At 70.7% G+C, this 19806-nt stretch carries 19 protein-coding genes and 1 tRNA gene; 9 read left to right on the top strand and 11 right to left on the bottom strand.

Going from position 1 to position 19806, the window contains the following annotated elements; translation table 11 throughout:
* Nucleotides 1-756: 756 nt before the first annotated feature.
* Together ACFOY2_RS37590 and ACFOY2_RS37585 are read left to right on the top strand one after the other, a co-directional pair.
* The gene (locus ACFOY2_RS37590; protein WP_379532874.1) at nt 757-1617 is read left to right on the top strand and encodes a sigma factor-like helix-turn-helix DNA-binding protein; all 861 of its coding nucleotides are present in this window, start codon (nt 757-759) and stop codon (nt 1615-1617) included.
* Entirely contained in the window at nt 1614-2444 is an 831-nt protein-coding gene (locus ACFOY2_RS37585) for an integrase (protein ID WP_379532873.1), read from the top strand. The genes ACFOY2_RS37590 and ACFOY2_RS37585 overlap by 4 nt, the downstream gene beginning before the upstream one ends.
* Nucleotides 2445-2447: 3 nt before the next feature.
* On the opposite strand, the gene ACFOY2_RS37580 is transcribed toward ACFOY2_RS37585, so the two are convergent.
* The 4 genes from ACFOY2_RS37580 to ACFOY2_RS37565 form a co-directional block, all read right to left on the bottom strand.
* The gene (locus ACFOY2_RS37580; RefSeq protein ID WP_379532872.1) at nt 2448-2645 is read right to left on the bottom strand and encodes a hypothetical protein; all 198 of its coding nucleotides are present in this window, start codon (nt 2643-2645) and stop codon (nt 2448-2450) included.
* Between the two features lie 129 nt (nt 2646-2774).
* A tRNA-Ala gene (locus ACFOY2_RS37575) sits at nt 2775-2847 on the bottom strand.
* 15 nt (nt 2848-2862) lie between these two features.
* Nucleotides 2863-3591, bottom strand: coding sequence for an HAD family hydrolase (locus ACFOY2_RS37570; protein ID WP_379532871.1), 729 nt, complete (start codon nt 3589-3591; stop codon nt 2863-2865).
* Nucleotides 3592-3605: 14 nt separating this feature from the next.
* A complete protein-coding gene (locus ACFOY2_RS37565; protein WP_218154143.1) occupies nt 3606-3725 on the bottom strand; it encodes a DLW-39 family protein in 120 nt (39 codons plus the stop codon).
* 511 nt (nt 3726-4236) lie between these two features.
* Here ACFOY2_RS37565 and ACFOY2_RS37560 point away from each other — a divergent pair.
* A complete protein-coding gene (locus ACFOY2_RS37560) occupies nt 4237-5007 on the top strand; it encodes a hypothetical protein (protein ID WP_379532870.1) in 771 nt (256 codons plus the stop codon).
* On the opposite strand, the gene ACFOY2_RS37555 is transcribed toward ACFOY2_RS37560, so the two are convergent.
* Both ACFOY2_RS37555 and ACFOY2_RS37550 read right to left on the bottom strand, forming a co-directional pair.
* Complete coding sequence (locus tag ACFOY2_RS37555) at nt 4985-5125, bottom strand: hypothetical protein (RefSeq protein ID WP_379532869.1); 141 nt, start codon at nt 5123-5125, stop codon at nt 4985-4987. The two genes, ACFOY2_RS37560 and ACFOY2_RS37555, sit on opposite strands and share 23 nt — an antisense overlap.
* Before the next feature lie 70 nt (nt 5126-5195).
* Entirely contained in the window at nt 5196-5714 is a 519-nt protein-coding gene (locus ACFOY2_RS37550; protein WP_379532868.1) for a universal stress protein, read from the bottom strand.
* 109 nt (nt 5715-5823) lie between these two features.
* Between ACFOY2_RS37550 and ACFOY2_RS37545 the strand changes: the two genes are divergently transcribed.
* The 3 genes from ACFOY2_RS37545 to ACFOY2_RS37535 are packed head-to-tail and all read left to right on the top strand — an operon-like array spanning nt 5824 to nt 11819.
* Nucleotides 5824-9021 (top strand): BTAD domain-containing putative transcriptional regulator, encoded by a 3198-nt coding sequence (locus tag ACFOY2_RS37545; RefSeq protein ID WP_379532867.1) that lies wholly within the window; start codon nt 5824-5826, stop codon nt 9019-9021.
* A gap of 47 nt (nt 9022-9068) precedes the next feature.
* The gene (locus ACFOY2_RS37540) at nt 9069-9230 is read left to right on the top strand and encodes a hypothetical protein (RefSeq protein ID WP_379532866.1); all 162 of its coding nucleotides are present in this window, start codon (nt 9069-9071) and stop codon (nt 9228-9230) included.
* A 48-nt stretch (nt 9231-9278) separates the two neighbouring features.
* Entirely contained in the window at nt 9279-11819 is a 2541-nt protein-coding gene (locus tag ACFOY2_RS37535; RefSeq protein ID WP_379532865.1) for a LuxR C-terminal-related transcriptional regulator, read from the top strand.
* On the opposite strand, the gene ACFOY2_RS37530 is transcribed toward ACFOY2_RS37535, so the two are convergent.
* Both ACFOY2_RS37530 and ACFOY2_RS37525 read right to left on the bottom strand, forming a co-directional pair.
* Nucleotides 11816-12508, bottom strand: a complete 693-nt coding sequence (locus tag ACFOY2_RS37530; protein ID WP_379532864.1) for a hypothetical protein — start codon at nt 12506-12508, stop codon at nt 11816-11818. The two genes, ACFOY2_RS37535 and ACFOY2_RS37530, sit on opposite strands and share 4 nt — an antisense overlap.
* An 82-nt stretch (nt 12509-12590) precedes the next feature.
* Nucleotides 12591-13919, bottom strand: a complete 1329-nt coding sequence (locus ACFOY2_RS37525) for an aminotransferase class I/II-fold pyridoxal phosphate-dependent enzyme (RefSeq protein ID WP_379532863.1) — start codon at nt 13917-13919, stop codon at nt 12591-12593.
* A 35-nt stretch (nt 13920-13954) separates the two neighbouring features.
* Here ACFOY2_RS37525 and ACFOY2_RS37520 point away from each other — a divergent pair, with 35 nt between their 5' ends.
* Nucleotides 13955-14578, top strand: coding sequence for an FMN-binding negative transcriptional regulator (locus ACFOY2_RS37520; RefSeq protein WP_379532862.1), 624 nt, complete (start codon nt 13955-13957; stop codon nt 14576-14578).
* Between the two features lie 252 nt (nt 14579-14830).
* Here ACFOY2_RS37520 and ACFOY2_RS37515 read toward each other — a convergent pair whose 3' ends face one another.
* Nucleotides 14831-16204 carry an FAD-dependent monooxygenase gene (locus ACFOY2_RS37515; RefSeq protein ID WP_379532861.1) on the bottom strand — a complete coding sequence of 458 codons (1374 nt, stop codon included), beginning with the start codon at nt 16202-16204 and terminating at the stop codon, nt 14831-14833.
* 35 nt (nt 16205-16239) lie between these two features.
* Between ACFOY2_RS37515 and ACFOY2_RS37510 the strand changes: the two genes are divergently transcribed.
* A complete protein-coding gene (locus tag ACFOY2_RS37510) occupies nt 16240-16926 on the top strand; it encodes a TetR/AcrR family transcriptional regulator (RefSeq protein ID WP_379532860.1) in 687 nt (228 codons plus the stop codon).
* A 34-nt stretch (nt 16927-16960) separates the two neighbouring features.
* Here ACFOY2_RS37510 and ACFOY2_RS37505 read toward each other — a convergent pair whose 3' ends face one another.
* Together ACFOY2_RS37505 and ACFOY2_RS37500 are read right to left on the bottom strand one after the other, a co-directional pair.
* Entirely contained in the window at nt 16961-17563 is a 603-nt protein-coding gene (locus tag ACFOY2_RS37505) for a response regulator transcription factor (protein WP_379532859.1), read from the bottom strand.
* A complete protein-coding gene (locus ACFOY2_RS37500; protein WP_379532880.1) occupies nt 17560-18633 on the bottom strand; it encodes a sensor histidine kinase in 1074 nt (357 codons plus the stop codon). The genes ACFOY2_RS37505 and ACFOY2_RS37500 overlap by 4 nt, the downstream gene beginning before the upstream one ends.
* A 265-nt stretch (nt 18634-18898) precedes the next feature.
* Here ACFOY2_RS37500 and ACFOY2_RS37495 point away from each other — a divergent pair, with 265 nt between their 5' ends.
* Nucleotides 18899-19783 carry an ABC transporter ATP-binding protein gene (locus tag ACFOY2_RS37495; RefSeq protein WP_379532858.1) on the top strand — a complete coding sequence of 295 codons (885 nt, stop codon included), beginning with the start codon at nt 18899-18901 and terminating at the stop codon, nt 19781-19783.
* The last annotated feature ends 23 nt before the right edge of the window (nt 19784-19806 follow it).

Genomic DNA, 19806 nt, shown 5'->3' with positions numbered 1-19806 from the left:
AGCCCGCTGCATTGAAAGGTGCACGGCGGGTTCGGGCCGGGGGCCACTGGAAAAGGACCTGCACCAGCAGACACCTCGCCAGTGGCCTACCGGTACTACGCCACACCGCCAGCGGACGGTTCGGGGGCCGCTTCCTGGTGAGCGTCCAAGGTCATCCAGATCGTATTTGGCTCGGCGTCCTCGACGAGGGCGGCCCGTCCTCCCCCAAGGTCTTCAAGGATTGCCCCCAGAGCGAAGGCGGCCGCGGGCTCCTTCTGGTCTCCAGCCTGGCGGTCGACTGGGGCGTCTGGGGCGATGATCGCGGCAGGACCGTGTGGGCCGCGCTCGACACCGGATCGCGGAAAGCGTCATGCAGATGACCTCCTGCCTGGCGCCTCACCTGCCGCTACCGCAGATGGCGTGCGTGCGACTTGAATGGCTGGTCCCTCGCGACGACGGTCGATGCCGAGTGATCGCCTGGACGTGCGACTGCCGCACCCTCTATTACGAACTCTGCCAGTCCGGCGGCCAGGGCTTCGTTCGGCGTGTCGTCCAGGGAGACGAGAACGTAGTTACCGAGACTCACCGTGTACGGCTCTCAGAAGCTCGCCTACAGTGGGCTGACCTGCTTACCGGGCTGGCGCGGTGAGCCCGCGGGGTGCGCCCAACCGGCGATCCGCCATTCGCGCGGTCAGCTCAAAATCCGGCGAATCACTCGAAAGCATACTGTCTAGGGGGATAGACGACATACTGTCTAGGGGCCTAGACTCGCCCTAAGTGATCAAAGGGGGATCGATGCCGCCAAGTGACGTTGAGCGCATAGCCGCGATAGAAGACCCGTTCCAACTGCTAAGGGTCGCAACCGAACGCCTCAACGCCGCCCAAGACGAAGTCACCGAGCTATCCCGGCTACGGCGGAGAGTGATCCAAGACCTGCACGCCCAAGGGCTCTCATATGCCCAGATCGCCAAGGAAGCCGGCCTGACCCGAGGGCGTATCCACCAGATCCGGCACACCGGTCCGGCTCCCGAAGGCGCGTTCCTCGGAGAGGGCTCGGTGATCGTGGTGACACCACTACGGCTCGACGTCGAGACCGGCCGGTCCGTCGTGGCGCTGGACGACATGCGCTCCGGAAAGAGACTGGAGGACTTGGCCCGCACGTACGGTCTCCAGATCTCCACCGACAACGTCACCGTTGACGGCGAGATAGATCTGAACAGGTCGGGCTTGCTCGTCATCTGTGGTCCGCGGATGTCCCCGGCCATGCGAGAGGCGTACGGTCGCGACCCGGTCATCGGCTGGGACAGGGACGAGAAAGGTTGGCTTCTCCGCGACACGCGGACGGGCAAGGTGTACCGGTCGGGCTCTCAAACTTATCCTCAGCAGGCCCACGACTCCGCCTACCTGGGGCGACTCCCCCGTCCGGACGGCAAGGGTTCGTTCCTCGCCATTGCCGGCATCCACCCCAGTGGTTCGCTTGGCGTGATCCAACTCCTCGCCAACGAGACGGCCACGCTCTGGGGACAGGTGCACGATCATCGATTCTCGACGGTCGTCGCCGTCGAGTATGACCCGGCCACCGGGGAACCGGTCAGCGTCGAGTTGGCCAGCCCTCTCTACCGGCACGAGGAGAGGTGACGATCGTGCGCCTGGCCCTCGCCACGCAAGCAGCCAGCGCCGACCGCGCCAACGAGGACTTCGCCGGTGCCATCCCTGGCGGCGTGGTCGTCCTGGACGGTGCCGGCTACCCTCCCGAACTTGAGACGGGATGCCGTCACAGCGTGGCCTGGTACGCGCGCACGCTCGGCGCTACCTTGCTCAGCACGCTCGGGACCGAGGACGGCTCGTTGAACGACGCGCTGGCCCAGAGCATCAAGGCCGTGGCGTCACTCCACTCGTCGACCTGCGACCTCGCACATCCGGGATCACCCTCGGCAACTGTGGTCGCGCTTCGCCGCACGAACACCGCTCTGGAGTGGCTGGTTCTGTCCGATTCGGTGCTCGTACTGGACATGAGCGACACCCCAGAACCGATCGTGATCACTGACGAACGCCTGGACGACGTCGCGGCGGACCTGCGGACACACATCACCTACCACCCCTCCCCTTCCATGGCGGACGGGAAGGAGCGACACCAGTTCCAAGAAGCCCTGCTCCAGCGCCGGAACAAGCAAGGCGGTTACTGGGTTGCCTCCGCCGACCCGCTGGCAGCCGAGCACGCCCTCACAGGAAGCGTGCCGATCAACTCCGTAAAGGCCGCGGCACTGCTCAGCGACGGAGCATCACGACTCGTCGACCTGTTCCAGCTCGCCACCTGGCGACAACTCATGGACATCCTGGCTACCGGCGACCCGGACGAACTGATCAACCAGATACGTGAGGCCGAACGCACCGACCCAGACGGCTCCCGGTGGCCACGAAGCAAGGCCCACGACGATGCCACCGTGCTCTACTGCCGGCTCTGAGGCTCACTCCACCCACCACCAGCCGTCCCCCAGGTCGCGGGTCGGTCTTCCGAGGTCCCCCGCAGCGGTTTGGATCAGGTAGTCATCGCTGGGCGGACGCCGAAAGTACGCGATGCCCGATCCGTTCTTCGCTCTCCAGTCCACGTAAATCGGCAGATAGAGCCCACGCTCCTGCGCCTGGACGTCTCCGTCGACCGACACGTATCTCACTCGACCAGCGAATCGCCGACGCGCTGAGCGCCCGCGTGGAAGCAGAACAACAGAAGATCGCCAAAAGCCTAATGGCACGAACGCCCCGCACCGAGATCGGTTGCGGGGCGTTTCACGAGGTGGAGCCTAGGAGATTCGAACTCCTGACTTCCTGCTTGCAAAGCAGGCGCTCTGCCAACTGAGCTAAGGCCCCTTCGACGAAGATAGCTTACCGGGCCGACGAAGCTATCTGCGTCGTCCCGAGGTCGTCGCTTAGAACCAGGCTCGGGAAGTCGGCGATCGAGTCGAGGATGTGGGTGGCGCCGCCCTTGAGGAGGCGTTCTCGGCTGTGGACGCCGGTCATTACGCCGGCCACGATCGAGGCGCCGGAGCGTTTGCCGCAGAGCATGTCGCTTTCGGAGTCTCCGATGACGGCCACCTGTCGTACGTCCTCGACTCCGAGCCGGAGTACCGCGTGGAGCACCATGTCGGGCCAGGGGCGGCCGCGGCCGCCGGCGTCCTCTGGGGAGATGGCCAGGTCGATCTTGTCGTGCCAGCCCAGGACGCTCAGGACGCGGCTCAGGGTGACGCGGCTGAAGGCGGTGATCAGGGCGAGTTTGATGCCGGTGCCGCGGAGTTTGTCGAGGACCTCGAGGACTCCGGGCACGGGGACGAGACCTGCGCGCTCCAGGGCGCCCTCGTAAGAGCGCTCGAACGTCAGGTTCGCCGCTTGTGCCTGGGCTTCGTTCCCCGGGAAGAGCCCGCGGAAGACATCGATCTTGGGGCGGCCCCGGGACCGGTGCACGTGAACCATGGCACGCGCGTACGCTCCGGTCCCGGGCACTATGCCCTGGGTCGCGATCGCCTCGGCGAAGGCGCGCTCGACCATGGCGATGTCACCGACTGTCGTGCCTGCCAGGTCCAGGCACACCAGCTTGATGGGGACGACGTCACTCATCGCCTCGCCGTCGGTTAGTTCTCGGTGCCGGTCGCCTCGGTCCAGAGATCGAGCTCTGCGCGGTCGGCCTGCACCTTGCGCCAGATCAGCAACCCCCCGAGGGCGATCAGCGCCAGAACGAGCAGCTTCTTCACGGTGTGACCCCACTTCTTCGACGGTCTCACCTGCCGGGGTGAGACCCAACGGTTGACATGCAGCCTAGCAAGGGATGGCTGCGGTCCCTGTGCTGCGCACGGACCAGATGCGTGGAATGTGCGCAGAACGAGCGAAGGACGAGTGTTCAGCCCCAGCTAGGAGTGCTATACCCGTCCGATCTTGGACAACATCCGAATGAATCCCCCTGATCTCATCTTTTGTGCAGCCTCTCCCGTGAGTGACCTCCAGGTCGACTCAGGGGTGGGCTGCTCTTGGTGCTCCTATTGCTCAACATTCCGATCATGCCAAACATCCCGTCGGTGCGCGCAATGAGGTTTTCTTCCAGGTCGAGGCTGTGCGGACGGCTCCCTCCCCGGTCGTCTTCAAGCAGGCGCGGCTCCCCTGATGGACGGGGTCATGGTGAACGTTGATCACAAGCCGGCCGTATCTGAACGTGGGAAGTGGATCTGAGGAGGCCGTCATGAGCATCGTCGATTCATCCGGCCGGTCGTGAGCACCGCCACGCAGCACCAGCAAGCACAAGGCAACACCCTCGGGGGGCTCCAAGTGTCGCAGAACGGCTACACGCTCAACCCGCTCACCGCCTCGACCCCCACCGGCCGGCCCACCGACTTCAAGTTCACCGTGACGGGCCCGGGCGGCAAGCCGGTCGTCGATTACAAGGTCGAACACGAGAAGAAGCTGCACTTCATCGTGGTCTCGCGGGATCTGACGAGTTTCCAGCATGTACATCCGGAGATGACCCGCGACGGCACCTGGTCGGCCAAGCTGACGCTCCCGAAGGCGGGCCCGTACCGCGCCTTCGCCGACTTCACTCCCAAGGGTGGCGAGAACCTGACGCTCGGCGCGGACCTGCAGGCCGCGGGCGGTGACTATCAGCCGGAGCCGTTACCCCATGTCAGCCGTACGTCCACCATCGGCGAGTACACCGTCAACCTCGCCGGCAACCTGGTGCCCGGGCACACGAGCAAGCTCACGCTGACGGTGAACAAGAGCGGTAAGCCGCTGTCCGATCTGCAGCCATATCTGGGGGATTTTGGTCATCTGGTGGCGTTACGCGCCGACGACCTGACCTACCTGCACGTGCATCCGGAGGCGAGCGAGAAGGCGGGGCCGGAGATCACGTTCCACGCCGAGGTGCCCAGTGGCGGCGACTACCGGCTGTTCTTCGACTTCCGGCACGACGACACGGTCCGGACGGCCGACTTCACCGCCACGGCCGTCCTGTCGCCGTCGGCTACCCACGATCACGGCCATTGAGCCGCGCGCCCGCCCACCGGACGGCCGGCGCCATCGCGACCCCGGCCGCCGCGAACACACCCCCGAGCAGCAGCCACCCGAGCGTGCCCCCGCCGAGCACGAGCGTGGTGAGCAGCACGGGCCGCCTGGTCCTGGGCTACGGCGCGATCACGACGGACGACCTCCCCGAGGGGCTGCGCATGCTGAGATCACGGATGTCGGCGGGTCCAGAAGCGGCGGCTCCGCGCCCCTGACATCTCCGGGTCGTCGGGCGGCGTCGGCTGCTGCACGATCACGACCGTGGTCCTGGCGTGCCGGGCGCAGTACATGCTGGTCGAGGGCAGGAAGATGCGGCTGAGCAGCCCGCGCCGCCCCCGTCCGAGCACCAGCAGGTCGCCCTCGCGGGCCAGGTCCACGAGGTGGTAGCCGGGGTCGCCCACCCTGGCGACCAGCGCTGTCGTGAGATCGTCGGGTACTCCGCCCGCCACGTCCTCGAACACGCCGGTGATCACCTCACCGCAGCGTGCCTCCTCGCTCGTTCTGACGGCGGTCTGCACGGGCAGCGCCTCGGGGAACGGGTGGACGGGCGCTCGGCTGACGTGCACGGCGACCAGGGCCATCCGGTGCAGCCTGGCCGCCCCGATGGCCCAGGCCAGAGCCCAGCGTGAGGCAGGGGATTCGTCGACCCCCACGATCAGCCTCACCCCGCCGGGCAGATCCTGTTCCACGGTGCCTCCTGTTGGAAGTACGACCATAGTGCGCCTCCGGGTCTGTTACCGGGAGGTGGCAGTTTTCGAACTCTGGAGTCGCTCGCGACAGCGGGCGTAGCATGCGGGGGTGGAACGAGGGTGGGTGCGGCCCCGTCCCGCCCTCGACCGGCGGCTCGACGGGGCGCTTACGCACAGGCTCACCTCGCTCGTGGCCATTACCGGCTATGGGAAGTCGACCGTTCTGGCCGGTTGGAGTCAGGCCGTCGGTGCGGTGCTGCACCGGCTCGGGCCCGCTGATCGTGATCTTCCCACGCTGGCGGGTGCGGTGGCGGCGGGGCTGTCCGTGGCGGTCTCCGGGTTGCCCGCCGATCTGGTCACGGCGGCCGGGGCGCCGCTCGGTCCCGACGCCGACGAGCTGACGAGGGCGGCGGCGCTGGCGGGCGCGCTGGCCGAGGCGCTGTCCAGGCGGTTGCGGCGTTCTCTTGCCCTGGTCTTCGACGGCATGGACGCGATCGCGGACGCGCAGGGCTCGGTGCGGTACGTGGAGACGCTGGTCCGCGCCGCGCCCCGGCATCTGCACCTGGTGACCGCCTCGCGGGCGCCGCTGCCGTTCCCGACGGCCCGGCTGCGGCAGGACCACGAGGTGCTCGACTTCGACGCGACCGACCTGGCGCTCACCCCCGACGAGACCTCGGCCTGGGCCCGCGACCGGCTGGGCGAGCGCGGCGCGGCCATCGCCGACTCCCTGCACCGCGCGTGCGGCGGCTGGCCGGCCGCCGTGCAGGCGGCGTTGGACGCGCTGGCCCGCGAGGACCCCGCCACCTGGCCGCGTACGGCGGCCGGGCTGGCCGCGAACTCCGCCACGCTCGAACGCCTCACGCTGGAGGCTTTCAAGGACCTGCCGGCGACCATGCGGGAGCTGCTGCGGGCCGCCACCGTCCTGCCGGTGCTGACCGGCGGCCTGGCCGCCGCGCTCGGGGCTCCGCCCGACACGCTCGACTCGCTGACCAGCCGCGGCCTGTTCCTCGAAGCCGGCCGTGACGGCCATCGTCTGACGCAGACGAGCGCGCACGTGCTGGCCAGGAATGCCCCGCTGGACCGGCACGAGGCCCATGACGTGGCTGCCGTCGCCGCCCGTTGGTATGTCGGGCACGACCAGCCCGAGCTGGCCCTGCGCGCGGCGGTCGCGACCGCCCACCCCGCACTCGCCGCCTCTCTTCTCGACGCGCACGGCCTGCGCCTGGCCGAACGCGGTGACGTGATCGCCGCGCTTGAGCTGCTACCCAAGGCGGCCAGGTTCGCACCCGCGATGCTCAAACTGGCCGGAATTTCCGAGCTCAACCGGGGTCACTGGAACCGTGCCCGCGAGCTGCTGGCCCAGGCCGCCGCGGGTCCGTCGTTCGACGCGTTCGTGGCCAGGCGGCTCGGTTTCATCGACTACATGCGCGGCGATCTCGACGCGGCCATGGCCATGTACGCACGGGGCCACGAGTTCGGCCTGCCGGGCGCCGACGCCGCCATGTGCGCGGCGTCCATGGCGTCGGTGTTGTGGATGCGGGGCGACAGGGCGGGCTGCGCCGACCTGGCTGACAAGGCGCTTGAGCAGGCCGGCGACCTCGGTGACCCGAGCGCGCTCGCGATGGCCTACACGGTGCTGGCCATGCTCGCCGCTCTCGACGGCGACCGCCGCGCCAACGACGCCCATTACCTGCGGGCTCTGGAGTACGCGGAACGGGCGGGCGACATGGTGCAGCTCATCCGCATCCGCGCCAACCGGGCCTCCCGCTACCTGGACGAGGGGGCCTACGCCGAGGCCCTGGCCGAGACGGAGATCGCGGTCCGGCTGTCCGATCTGGTGCCGTTCGCCCCCTACGCCGCCCTGAACGCCGCCAACCGCTCGACCGCCCTGATGGGGCTCGGCCGTCTGGAGGAGGCCGCCGCCGAGGCTGCCGACGCGGCCGCGCGGTGGGAGGCGATGGGCTCGCGGCTGACGGGCGCGGGGCTGAACCGGCTGGCCGCGATCCACGCTCTGCGCGGCGAACGCGGGGCCGCGGAGGCGCTGTACCGGCGGGTGATCGCCGAGGCGGCGCCGTCGGGCGAGGTGCAGTCGTCGTCCATCGCGCTCAACGGCCTCGCCGGCCTGCTCGCCGGCGAGGACCCCGCGGAGGCGACCCGTGTCGCCGCCCAGGCGCTCCAGCACGTCGACGGCATCGCGGGGGTGAGCGCGCGGGTCGTGGCGGCTCGCGTGGCCCTGGCGTCCGGGCGGTTCGACGACGCCAGGGCGCTGCTCGACCAGGCCGAACCCGTCGCGGTGGACCGCAGGAACCACGCCGCCCAGGCCGCGATCGCCGAATTGCGGGCCGAGCTGGACGGCGACGCCGGGCTGGCCGAGGAGGCGGTGCGCAGGTGGACGATGGTCGGCGACCCGATCGGCCGGGCCAGGGCCGAGCTGGTCGGAGCCGCCCTGGCCGACCCCGGGACGGGCGGGGAGCGGGCGGGCCGGGTGCGCGAGCGCATGCACGCCATCGGCTGCCGGGCGCTGGACGACCGGATCGACGCGCTGCTCGCCAGGGCCGCCCCCGCGCCGGGAGCGCACGTGGTGGTCGAGACGATGGGAACGTTCCGGGTGCTGCGCGGATCCGTGCCGGTGCCGCGTACGGCCTGGCAGTCGCGCAAGGCCCGCGACCTGCTGAAGATCCTGGTCAGCAGGAGGGGGAGCGGGATCGCCAGGGAGCGCCTGGTCGAGATCCTCTGGCCGGAGCAGGAGAACCAGGCGGTCGGGCTGCGGCGGCTGAACGTGATGGTGTCCACGCTGCGGGCGGTGCTCGATCCGGGGCACGAGCGGCCCGCCGACGACGTGGTGGTCTCGGACGAGGGGACGCTGCGGCTGGATCTGTCGAACGTCGACGTCGATGTCGAGAAATTTCTGGATCTGGTGGCGGGGGCCGTCCGGCTCGACCAAGCAGGACGGACGGCCGAGGCCCTGGAGCGGTGGGCGGCGGCCGAGAGCGCGTACGGCGGGGAGTTCTGCGAGGAGGACCCCTACGCCGACTGGACCGTGGGGCTGCGCGAGCAGGCCAGACTGGCGTACGTGCAGGCGGCGGCCAGGCTCGCCGCGGCCAGGACGGACGAGCGGCGCTACGACGAGGCCGCGCGTTACTGGCTGCGGCTGCTGGAACGTGACAGCTACGACGAACGCGCCCACCTGGGCCTGGTGCGGGTGCTCGACCTGGCGGGCCGCCGCGGCGACGCGCGCAGGCGCTACCACCTGTACGCCGAGCGCATGCGCGAACTGGAGGTCGAGCCGGCCCCCTATCCCGTGTGACGGGCCACCTGAACCAGACCTGAACCGTCCGGCGAGATGGTGAGCCGATGAGAACGGTGATCGTCCGGCTGGTCGAGCCCGAGCAGTCCGGCGGCCAGCTTCGCGGGCTGCTCGAAGAGGTGGGGGGCGAGCCGGTGCCGTTCAGCGGCGCCGAGGCGGTCGTCGATCTGCTGATGGCCGCGGCCGGGCTGGGGCACGATCCGGCCTGAACCTCCCGCGAACCTCCGTCACCACGATGGCTGGTGAAAGGAGGCACGATGGGCGAGCAGGGGAGCGGTTGGCCGTTCGTCGGGCGAGGGGGACCACTCAGGACCGTGCGCGAGGCGCTGCGGTCGCGGGCCGGCATGATGATCTCCGGGGAAGCGGGGGTGGGCAAGAGCAGGCTGGCGGCGCAGGCGCTGGCCGAGCTGGACGGGTACGCCGTCGTACGGGCGCTGGGCACGGAGACCGCGTCGACGATCCCCTTCGGCGCGTTCGCGCATGTGCTGACGGGGCCGCCCCGGGGTGGCGAGAATCTGCTGCGCTGGGCCGCCCGCCACGTGCGCGGCAGCGCGTCCGGGGGCGAGCTGCTGGTGAGCGTGGACGACGCGCACCGGCTCGACGCGGCCTCGGCGGCGCTGGTGCACTACCTGGCCGGCAGCGGGACGGCTCGGGTGCTGGTGACGGTGCGTTCGGGGAAGACGCAGCCGGCGCCGGTGGCGGCGCTGTGGAAGGACGAGCTGCTGGCCAGGATCGAGCTGCCGCCGCTGGCCGAGGACGAGGTCGGGCAGGTGCTCGCGGGGGTGCTCGGCGGCGAGGTGGCGGCGCGCACTGTCCGGCGGCTGGCGCGGGTGAGCGGCGGGAACGTGCTCTACCTGCGCGAACTCGTGCACGCGGGACGCGGTGACGGGAGCCTGGCCGAGCGGGGCGGGCGGTGGAGCTGGCAGGGCGAGCTGTCCATGACCACCCGGCTGCGTGAGCTGGTCGGCGCCAGGATCGGGCACCTGGACCAGGAGGAGCGCGAGGTGCTGGAGCTGGTGGCGTTCGGGGAGCCGCTCGGGGCCGAGCTGCTGGTGTCGCTGACCTCGGCGCGCGCGGTCGAGCGTGTCGAGGCCCGCGGCCTGGCCGTGGCCGAGAGCGAGGGCCGGCGCGAGCTCCTGAGGCTCGGCCACCCCCTCTACGGCGAGGTCGTACGGGGTGACTGCGGCACGTTGCGGGCACGCCGGATGCGGCGGGTGCTGGCTGAGGCGCTGGAGGCCAGCGGCCTGCGGCGGCGCGAGGACGTGCTGCGCGCGGCCGTGTGGCGGCTGGACAGCGGCGCCGACACCGACCCCGAGACGCTCCTGACGGCCGCGAAGCTGGCCTGGGGCAGGCAGGATCCTCGGCTGGCCGCCCGCCTGGCCGAGGCGGCGATCGACGCGGGGGCGGGCGTGGCGGCGGTCGCGCTGCTCGGCGAGGTGCTCATGGTGCTCGGGGACGCCGGTTCCGCGCTGACGACGCTGCGGCTGGCGGCGCGCGATGCCGTCACCGAGGGTGAGCGTGCGCGGCACGCCTGCAGCCTGGGCGTCAACCTGGCGTGGGCGGGCGCGGACGCGGAGGCGTGCCGGGTGCTCGACGTGGCCTCGGCGACGCTGACCGATCCCGCCTGGCGGCAGGAGACCTACCTCTACAGGTGCGTGGCCGACTGCTTGGCCGGACGGCTGACCGAGGCGCGGCGGGCGCTGGAACGGGCGCGCTCGTGCGGACCGATGACGGTGCGGGGCGCGGCGCACGCGGACTCCATGGAGGCGTGGATCGACGCCTACTCGGGACGTGCCGAACGTGCCCTGCCCGGCTTGGAGAGCTGGAAGGACGAGGCGCCGCACGCGTTCCCCGCGTTCCTGGACGCCAGGTGCGCGGCGCAGGTGTTCTCCGGGCGGCTCGACGCGGCGGCGCGGACCGCCGAGCAGGGCATGGAGCTGCCCTCGACCGAGTTGTCGGGATTCGGGGCGTACCGGGCGATGGTCAGCAGGTTACGCGGCGACGCGGCGGGGGCCGTGCGCTGGTGTGCGGACGACCTGGCGCGGTTGCCGTCCGGCGAGCCGTACCGGGGGCGGGTCCTGGCCGAGCAGGCGCACGCGCTGGCGCTGCTGGGCAGGACGGCGCCGGCCCAGGAGGCGCTGGCCGAGGCCGAGAAGTTGGCGGCTCGGTGGGCGTTCACCCGCCAGCACGTGCTGCAGGCCGCCGTGTGGGTGGCGGCGGCGGGCGGCGACGTGGCCGAGGCGGTGCGCCTGTGCCTGTCGGCGGCGGCGCACGCGGAGGAGCACGAGTTGTTCGGGCCGCTGGCGTTCGCGCTGCATGATCTGGTCCGGCTCGGGGCCCCCGCAGAGCGCCTGGCCGAGCTGGAGGGGCCGCTGGTCGCGCTGCTCGCCCGGCACGCGCGGGCCATCGGCGACCCCGACGAGTTGCGGGCGGTGGCGGGCGAGTTCGAGCGGACGGGCCTGATCCTTTACGCGGCGGAGGCCAACGCCCAGGAGTCGGCCGCCTACCGCAGCGCCGGGCGCGGCACCCTGGCCAGGGGCGCGCAGACCCGAGCGTGGGCGCTGGCCAAACGCTGCCCGGGGGTCTCCACTCCCGCGCTGGTCGAGCTGGCCACGCCCGAGCTCACGCCGCGTCAGCGGGAGATCGTCCAGCTCGCAGCGGCCGGGCTGACGAACCGGCAGATCGCCGACCGGCTGACGCTGTCCACGCGGACGGCGGCCAACCATCTTCAGGCCGCCTACGACAAGCTCGGTGTGAACGACCGCACGCAGGTGCGCCACCTGCTCGCGGCGCTCTAAACGAGTTTCAGCAGGCCGTCGTGAAGGGTCTGCCGCTCGTGCTCGGACAGGATCCGGTACGGCGTGGCGGCCCGCCGGTTGGTGTCCGCCTCGATGCGGGCGTGCAGGGGGCCGTCGCGCAGCACGACGATCTCGGCTGCCGACAGGCCCTGCGCCTGCCAGGCCGCGGCGTGCGCGTCCGCCCGGTGGTAGCGGAGGGCGGCGAGCCTGTTGAACAGCAGCAGGCCCGGTGTGGCCCATTCCGGTTCGTAGGGCGGGGCCATCAGCTCCAGGGCGCCGCCGGGGACGCGGTCGGCCGTGGCCAGCAGTTTGCCGATGGTCTCCGCCAGCCAGGGGACGTCGTTCGTCCAGATGCGGGCCGCTGCGGTGGCGTGCAGGGTGTACAGGGCGTCCACGAACTCCAGGCCCTTGCGCGTCAGCCGCAGTTCGCCGTCGTTCTCCGTCAGGGTGCCCTCGTCGAGGTGGTCCTGGATGCCGGACGGGGCGCCGTAGCGGTAGATCGTGGCCAGGTCGTGGCGGGTCAGGGGGCGTTGGGGGAGGGTGTAACGGAGGTCGATCAGGGGGCCGGGGGTGATGCCTGACGTGTCGGCCAGCTCAATGGTCGCTCTGCGGGCGGCGGCGTGCAGGTTGATGTGGGCCGCGTCGATGATGGGAGCGATCGCCGCCGCATATTCCGGAAATTTCGGCATCGGCCGTCATTATGCCGATGCCGAGTGATTGTCCGCATGGTTTCACGTGAATCATGATCGCTCCAGAATCGTGAGGGGGCGATCAGCCGTAACGGCCGGTGGTCGGGGGGTGGAGGGCGGTGGCGAGGTCGGTGGCCAGGGCCGGGAGGTCGTTCTCTCTCAGGGTGGAGATGGTGACGCGGAGGGCGGGCGGCGAGGCGATGCGGTTGCGGGCCCCCGGCGCCGCGGCCCACCCCCTGGCCAGCAGGCGGGTGACGGCGGCGGCCTCGTCGGCGACGGGGATCCAGACGTTGAGCCCGCTGCGTCCGTAAGCGGGGACGCCGCGTTCGGCCAGCGCCGCCACCAGGCCGTCGCGGCGCCGCGCGTACGCCGAGGCGACGGCTCGGGTGTCGACCGCGTCCGTACGCCACAGGTGAGCCACCGCCCGCTGCAGCAGATGGCTGACCCAGCCCGCGGAGATCCGCTGCCGCCCCCGCAGCCGGTCCATCGTGATCGGGTCGCCGGTGACCACGGCGAGCCGCAGGTCGGGCCCGTACGCCTTGGCCGTCGACCGGACCAGCACCCAGTGCTGGGTGGCCCCCGCCAGCGGGGTCAGCGGCAGGTCGACGAAGCCGTCGCCGTGATCGTCCTCGACGAGCAGCACCTCCGGGTACGCCGCCAGCAGCGCCCGCAACTCCCCCGCCCGTGCGGCCGACACGACGGCGCCGGTCGGGTTCTGGGCACGGGCGGTGATCACCACGGCCCGGACCCCTGACCGCAGGGCCCGGTCGAGGTCTCCGGGCAGCGGCCCGTCGTCGTCCACCCGCATGGGCACCGCGCGCAGGCCGAGCGCGGTGACCAGGTCGAGCAGGGACGTCCAGCCCGGGTCCTCGACGGCGATCGCGTCGCCGGGCCGCAGGCGGGCGAGAAGGACGCGTTCGACCGCGCTGAGGGTGGCCGAGGTCACCGCCAGGGGAGCTTCGGGGACGCCGTCGGCGCGCAGGCGTTCGGCGGCCAGGGCGAGCAGTTCGTCGTCGTCGCCCGTCCCGTACATGGCGGGACGTTCCTCGTGGGCGCGGGCCGCGGCGGCGAGGGCCTCGTGCAGGGGCGGCAGCAGGGCGGGGTCGGGGTTGCCCCTGGACAGGTCGCGTACGCCCGCCGGCACCTCGACGCGGATCTCCTCGCGAACGGTGCTGGCGGGTCGCGGCCTGACCCGGGTGCCCCGGCGTCCCGCGGTCTCCACGATGCCGCGCTCGCGCAGCAGCCGGTACGCGGCCGCCGCCGTCCCCGGGCTGACCCCCGCCTGGGTGGCGGCCTCGCGTACCGGGGGAAGCATCGTGCCTGGTCGCAGCCGTCCTGACGACACGGCGACCTCGATGCCGCCCGCTATCTCACTGGCCGTCCCACCAGCTATCGGATATCTTTCTGACACAAAGTCTATTATGTACTAATACAAAGAGGTTTGCGATGCTCATCCACCCATGGGACGCGGCCCGCGACGAACACGAGTGGCGAAACTGGCTGGTCACGCACGACTTCGGCCAGCTGGCGGCCAACGGCGTGAACGGCGGGCCGCCGATGGTGGTGCCGACGCATTTCGTGTTCGACGGAGATCGGGAGATCATGCTCCACCTGGCCAGGCCCAACCCGATCTGGGCCGCCCTGGAGGCCAACCCGGCCGTGGTGGTCAGCGTGCACGACGACTACGCGTTCATCCCCGGCACTTGGCGCTCCGACTCCCCCGACGAGGGCGTGCCGACCAGTTACTACGCCACGGTCCAGCTCACCTGCCGGGCGGAGATCGTGGACGACAAGGAGGCCAAGGCCGAGATCCTGCGCAGGCAACTGGCCCACCACCAGCCGGAGGGCGGGCACGGCGTGATGGCCGCCGGCGAGGGGCCCTACCACCGGATGTTGCCGGGGATCAGGGGGCTGCGGCTGGAGGTGGCGGAGGTTCGGGCGAAGTTCAAGTACGACGACAAGAAGCCGGCGGAGTTCCAGGAGCAGGTGGCCGCCCGGCTCGCCGAGCGCGGCCTGCCGGGGGACGCGGGCGCCAGGGCACAACAGCTCAGGAGACTGGGGCTCAGGTAAGACTTGCGGGTTCGTCACCGGGCTCATCTACTCGCTGGTCATGGACGATCCGTCCGTGGGCCGGGTGCTGGCGGGAGCCCTCGGGCACGTCCCCGCGGCCTGGCTTCGTCGGGGCGGTGGCCGCGTTCGCCGTCGGGGTGCTGCCCCGGGTGTCGGTGGCGGTCTCCTGAGCGGCGTGGGGCCTGGTGTTCGTGGTCGGAGACCTGCTCGGGCCGCTGATCGGGCTGTGGGGGTGGAGCCGGATCGAGCCCCCTAGCCGTACGAACGGCTCACGAAGCCGTCAGGGCGGACCAGCACCGTCCCGTACGGCCAGCCGTCCACGACGTGCACCGGAACGTCGGCCTCCACGCCGGGATCGGCCGTGAGTACGCACCACTGCGATCCGACGAGATCCAGCGTGGACACCCCGTCGGCCACCCACATGTGCGGCAGGCGGGATCCCGGCGACCCATCGAGGTCGAGGGCGACGTCCTCGGTGGAGGGGAGCTCCGCGCCGCCGTACCGGTAGCCCATGTGCACCACCGGCGCGTTGATCGCCCCCGCCGCCTTGCGCGCCTGCGCCATGTCCTTCCCCCAGTGCAGGGACGGATCGTTGAACCGCAGGCGCGCCTGCTCCATCGTCATGAGGGCCACCGGATGGCGCTCCGCGTGATAAGTCTCCAGCAGCTCGGGCCCGGCCTCACCGCGCAGCACGTGCGCGAGCTTCCACGCCAGATTGTGCGCGTCGGCGATGCCGGCGTTCAGCCCGAAGGCGCCCAGCGGGGGGATGGCGTGCGCCGCGTCGCCCACCAGGAAGACCCGCCCGACGGAGAGGCGATCGGCCACCTGGCCGCGCCCCCGGAACGTCAGCACGCTGCGGATCTCCACCTCGATCGACGGGTCGCCGAGCGCGGTGCGGATGAGCTCCGGAGTCGGCTCTGTGTCGAGGCGGGTGAGGAAGACCCACTCGCGTTCGCCGTCGACGGTCACCAGCAGACCGGTCGCGTCCGGATGCTCGATGTCGCACATCGCGAACGGCTCGCGCGGACGCAGATCAGCGCCGAACAGGACGCTGGTCGTCTCCTGACCGATCACACCGGGACCGGTGAGGCCGAGGCCGAGGATCTGCCGAACCCGGCTGCGCACACCGTCTGCCGCCACCAGATAGCGCGCCCGCACGACACGCCCGTCGGACAGGGTCGCCGTGACGCCGTCGGGATCCTGCTCGAACGAGTCAAGCGCCACGCCGAACTCCACGTCGCCCGCCTTGGTGATCAGCACGCGGTCGAACCGGTTCTGTGCGCAGGTGCCGCGGATCCGGGCCGGCGTGTAGGTGAACTCGGCCGCGCCTCTCGTCTTCCACGCCACGCCTTCGGTGAAGTCGGCCTCGGCGAGCGTGCGCCCCCTGATCTTCCCCGCCCGCAGGTCGACCGCGGCCTCGTTGACCGCTTGCTCCAGGCCGACCTCGCGCAGGATCTCCACCGACCGCAGCCCGATGCCGTTGGCCCTGGGGTGGTGCGACAGCTCCGGCTTCTCCTCGACGACGAGGGGCTTGACGCCGTGGTGGCGCAACAGCACCGCGAGCATCAGTCCGACGGATCCGCCGCCGGCGATCAGAACATCTGTGGATACAGTGTGCCCATTCATGGGAACACTGTATCCACTTCTGTAGACTCCCGTCCATGCCGATTGTCTGGGAGCGCGAGCCGTACCGGCCGAAAAGGCAGGCCCTGAGCGTGGAGCGCATCGTGGACGCGTCCGTCGCCATCGCCGACGCCGAAGGGCTCGACGCGCTGTCGATGCGCCGCGTCGCCGCCGAGCTGTCGACCGGTACGACCTCGCTCTACCGCTACGTGGACAGCCGCGACGACCTGCTCGACCTCATGGCCGACGCGGTGCAGGACGACCACGCGCCGCTGACGGGAGACTGGCGTGCCGACCTCGAGGCGTACGCCCACCACGAGCGCGAGCTGTGGCTGCGGCACACCTGGCTCGCCCCGCTGCTGGCGACCCGGCCATCGCTCGGCCCCAACTGGCTGCGCGGCCTGGAGCACGCCCTCACCGCGGCCGCCCCGCTGACCTCCGACATCGCCGACGCGGGCTCGGCCGTCGGGCTGATCAGGGACTACGTGCGCGGCGCGGTCATGCGCGAGCTCGCCGAGAAGGAGACCCGGCGGCGCACCGGTCAGACCGAGGACGAGTGGCGTGCCGACGTCGCCCCCTACATGCGCAAGGTCATCGAGAGCGGCGCATATCCCCAGGTCTCGCGCATGACCCAGTCCGCCGACCTGAGCCCGGCCGAACAGTTCTCCTACGGGTTGCGCCGCATCCTCACCGGGATCGCGGCCTCCCAGCAGACGGCAAAGTGATCACGGGCGGCTGATTCGGAATCCGTGGCGCCCGTTACAGCCAGTCGTGTTCACGCGCGTACCGGGCCGCTTCGTGCCGGGTTCTGGTCTGGGTCTTCTGCATCGCATTCGACAGGTAGTTGCGGACCGTGCCCTCCGCCAGGTGGAGTTGGGCGGCGATGTCGGCGGCCGAGTAGCCTTCGCTGGTCGCCCGCAGGACGTCGATCTCGCGGTCGGTGAGCGGGCAGTCGTCGACGACGGCGAGGGCGGAGACGTCCGGGTCGATCCAGCGTTTACCCCCGTGCAGGGTCGTGATGACCGAGACGATGTGCGCCGGCTCGGCGGACTTGCTGACGAAGCCCTGGACTCCGAGCTTCAGCGCCTTGCGCAGCACCCCGGGCCTGGCGTGGCGGGTCAGCATGAGGATCACCTGGTCCGGGCGTGTACGGCGGATCTCCGCGACGGCGCCGAGTCCGTCCACGCCGGGCATCTCCAGGTCGATGACGAGCACGTCGGGCCGGTGCCGCAGGGTGGCATGCACGGCCGACTCGCCGTCCTCCGCTTCTGCGAGCACCGTGATATCGCCCTCGAGCGGGAGCAACGACGCCAGGGCCTTGCGGAGGAGGGCCTCGTCGTCGGCGAGCACCACAGTGGTCATCGATCCCCCTTCCACGCTTCGGAACGGCCGTGCGGGAATGCCGCGGCCGTCAGGAAACGCCCGTCCTTCTGCTCCACCGTGAGCTCGCCTCCGTTGTCCGCCACGCGTTCCCTGAGGGTGGCGAGCCCTCGCAGCTCGGGGAGCGGGGTGTCTTGCGCGCCGTCGTTGACGATGGTGATGCCCGACTCCGACAGGGTGATGCGCACCTGCCGGGCCTGCGCGTGCCGCAGGATGTTGGTCGTCGTCTCCCGCAGGACCTGGCCGAGCAGCTCGCCCGCGTGGGCGTCGACGTCGGCCTCGCGGTCGACGCGCACGCGGATGCCCGCGGCCTCGAAGAGATTCTTCGCGTTCTCCAGCTCAGCGGACAGGTTCAGGCGCCGCTGCGCGGAGGCGAGCTGCTTGGTCTGGGTGATGGTGTCGCTGACCAGGGCGTGCACCTCGCGTAGTTCCTGTTCCACCCGTTCGGCGTCGGTGTGCACCAGCTTCTGGGCCAGTGCGATCTTCAGTTTCACCACGTGGAGTGTGTGGCCCTGGATGTCGTGCAGATCGCTGGCGAAACGTATACGTTCCCGGGCGACGGCCAGCTCCGCCTCGCGTTCCCTGGCCTCCTCCAGCTCCGCGACGATGCCGTAGAACCTCTGGTTGGGGAACATGAGGCCGATCAGCGTCGCGGTGACGCCCGTGGGGATGATGACGTATGCGATCACAACGCCGACGACGTCCTGCTGTGTCACCAGCAGCCTCGCCGCGCCGATCGCGGCGACGTAGACGGTCAGCCCCACGGCCGCCCAGCCTCGGTGGCGCCGGAGTTGGGGGATGGCCAGGGAGCCCACGAGCGAAAGGCCGTAGTACGCCGAGTTGCCGTCCATCACCAGCGCTCCGAGGGCCCAGACGGCCGCGGCGACGACCAGGCAGGGAAGCGCGACGCGGGAGATGTCGCGCGCCGCCCACCGCTCGAAGGCCACCAGACTCGCGACCACGCCCAGCCCCAGGACGACGACCTGCCACCAGGTCTGAGCATTGATCGCCACCAGCAGCGCTCCCACGGCGGCGAGCAGCGGGAGGAACATGACGAGATTGAGCCTGCGCAGCCGTCCCCGTGTCCGCTCGGTGCGCGCCGGCCTCACCGGCCGTCACCCGGCCGCCGGGTCGTCACGCCGAGCGTGTCCATGAGTGGCTTCTCCAGGGTCGAACAGCAGAGTCTGCCCAGTATTCTTCCGGTTCCCGTGAAGGCGCCAGTGACACCGCGTCATGCGTTCACCCCAGAAATGTCATGGCGAGGTCATGACGTGGTCACACTGCCCGGCGAGCGCCGCGGCTGCTGAGATCGGCAGCATGTCCTCGACACCGGTCATCGACGTTGAACGTCTGAACCTCACCTACGGCGACTTCCACGCCGTCAGAGACCTGTCCTTCCAGGTGGAGCGCGGGGAGCTCTACGCGCTGCTCGGCACGAACGGGGCGGGGAAGACCTCGACCCTGGAGATCATCGAGGGCCACCGCACGGCCACCTCCGGCACCGTGCGGGTCTTCGGGCAGAGCCCGCGCGACAGGCGCGCCGTGCGTCCTCGGATGGGCATCATGCTGCAGGAGAGCGGGTTCTCCCCCGACCTGACGGTCAAGGAATCGGTCCGGCTGATCGGGAAGCTCAGCCAGCGCATGGACACGGTCGAACGCGTCCTCGGCGTCGTGGATCTGGCGCGCAAGGCCGGCGTCAAGGTGTCCCAGCTCTCCGGCGGCGAGAAACGGCGTCTGGACTTCGCCACCGCCGTGTACGGGATGCCTGAGCTGATCTTCCTGGACGAGCCCACCACCGGCTTGGACATCCAGTCCAGGGACGATCTGTGGGACACCGTGGACAGGCTGCGTGAAGACGGCGCCACCGTCGTTCTCACCACGCACTACCTGGAAGAGGCGCAGCAGCGCGCCGACCGCATCGGGCTCATGCACAAGGGCGCCTTCCACCGGGAGGGCACCGTTTCCGAGCTGACGCGGACGCTGCCGTCCGCCATCCGCTTCTCCCTCGCGGCCTCCGTCCAGGGGGTGCCGCTGCAGGCCACGCGCGAAAGCGATGGAACGTACCTCGTCGAGACCTTCGCCCTGCAGAAAGACCTGCACACCCTGCTGCGGTGGGCGCAGGACCACGCGGTGGAGCTGCGGGACCTCCAAGCCGGGCCGACCCGGCTCGACGACGTCTTCCGCGCCCTCGGCACCGACTAGCCCAGCCAAGAAAGGGACCTTCG

The organism is Nonomuraea purpurea (assembly GCF_042650645.1).
Taxonomy (GTDB): domain Bacteria; phylum Actinomycetota; class Actinomycetes; order Streptosporangiales; family Streptosporangiaceae; genus Nonomuraea; species Nonomuraea purpurea.
Note: the sequence above shows the minus strand (reverse complement) of the source record. Positions and strands in the feature narration are given on the sequence as shown.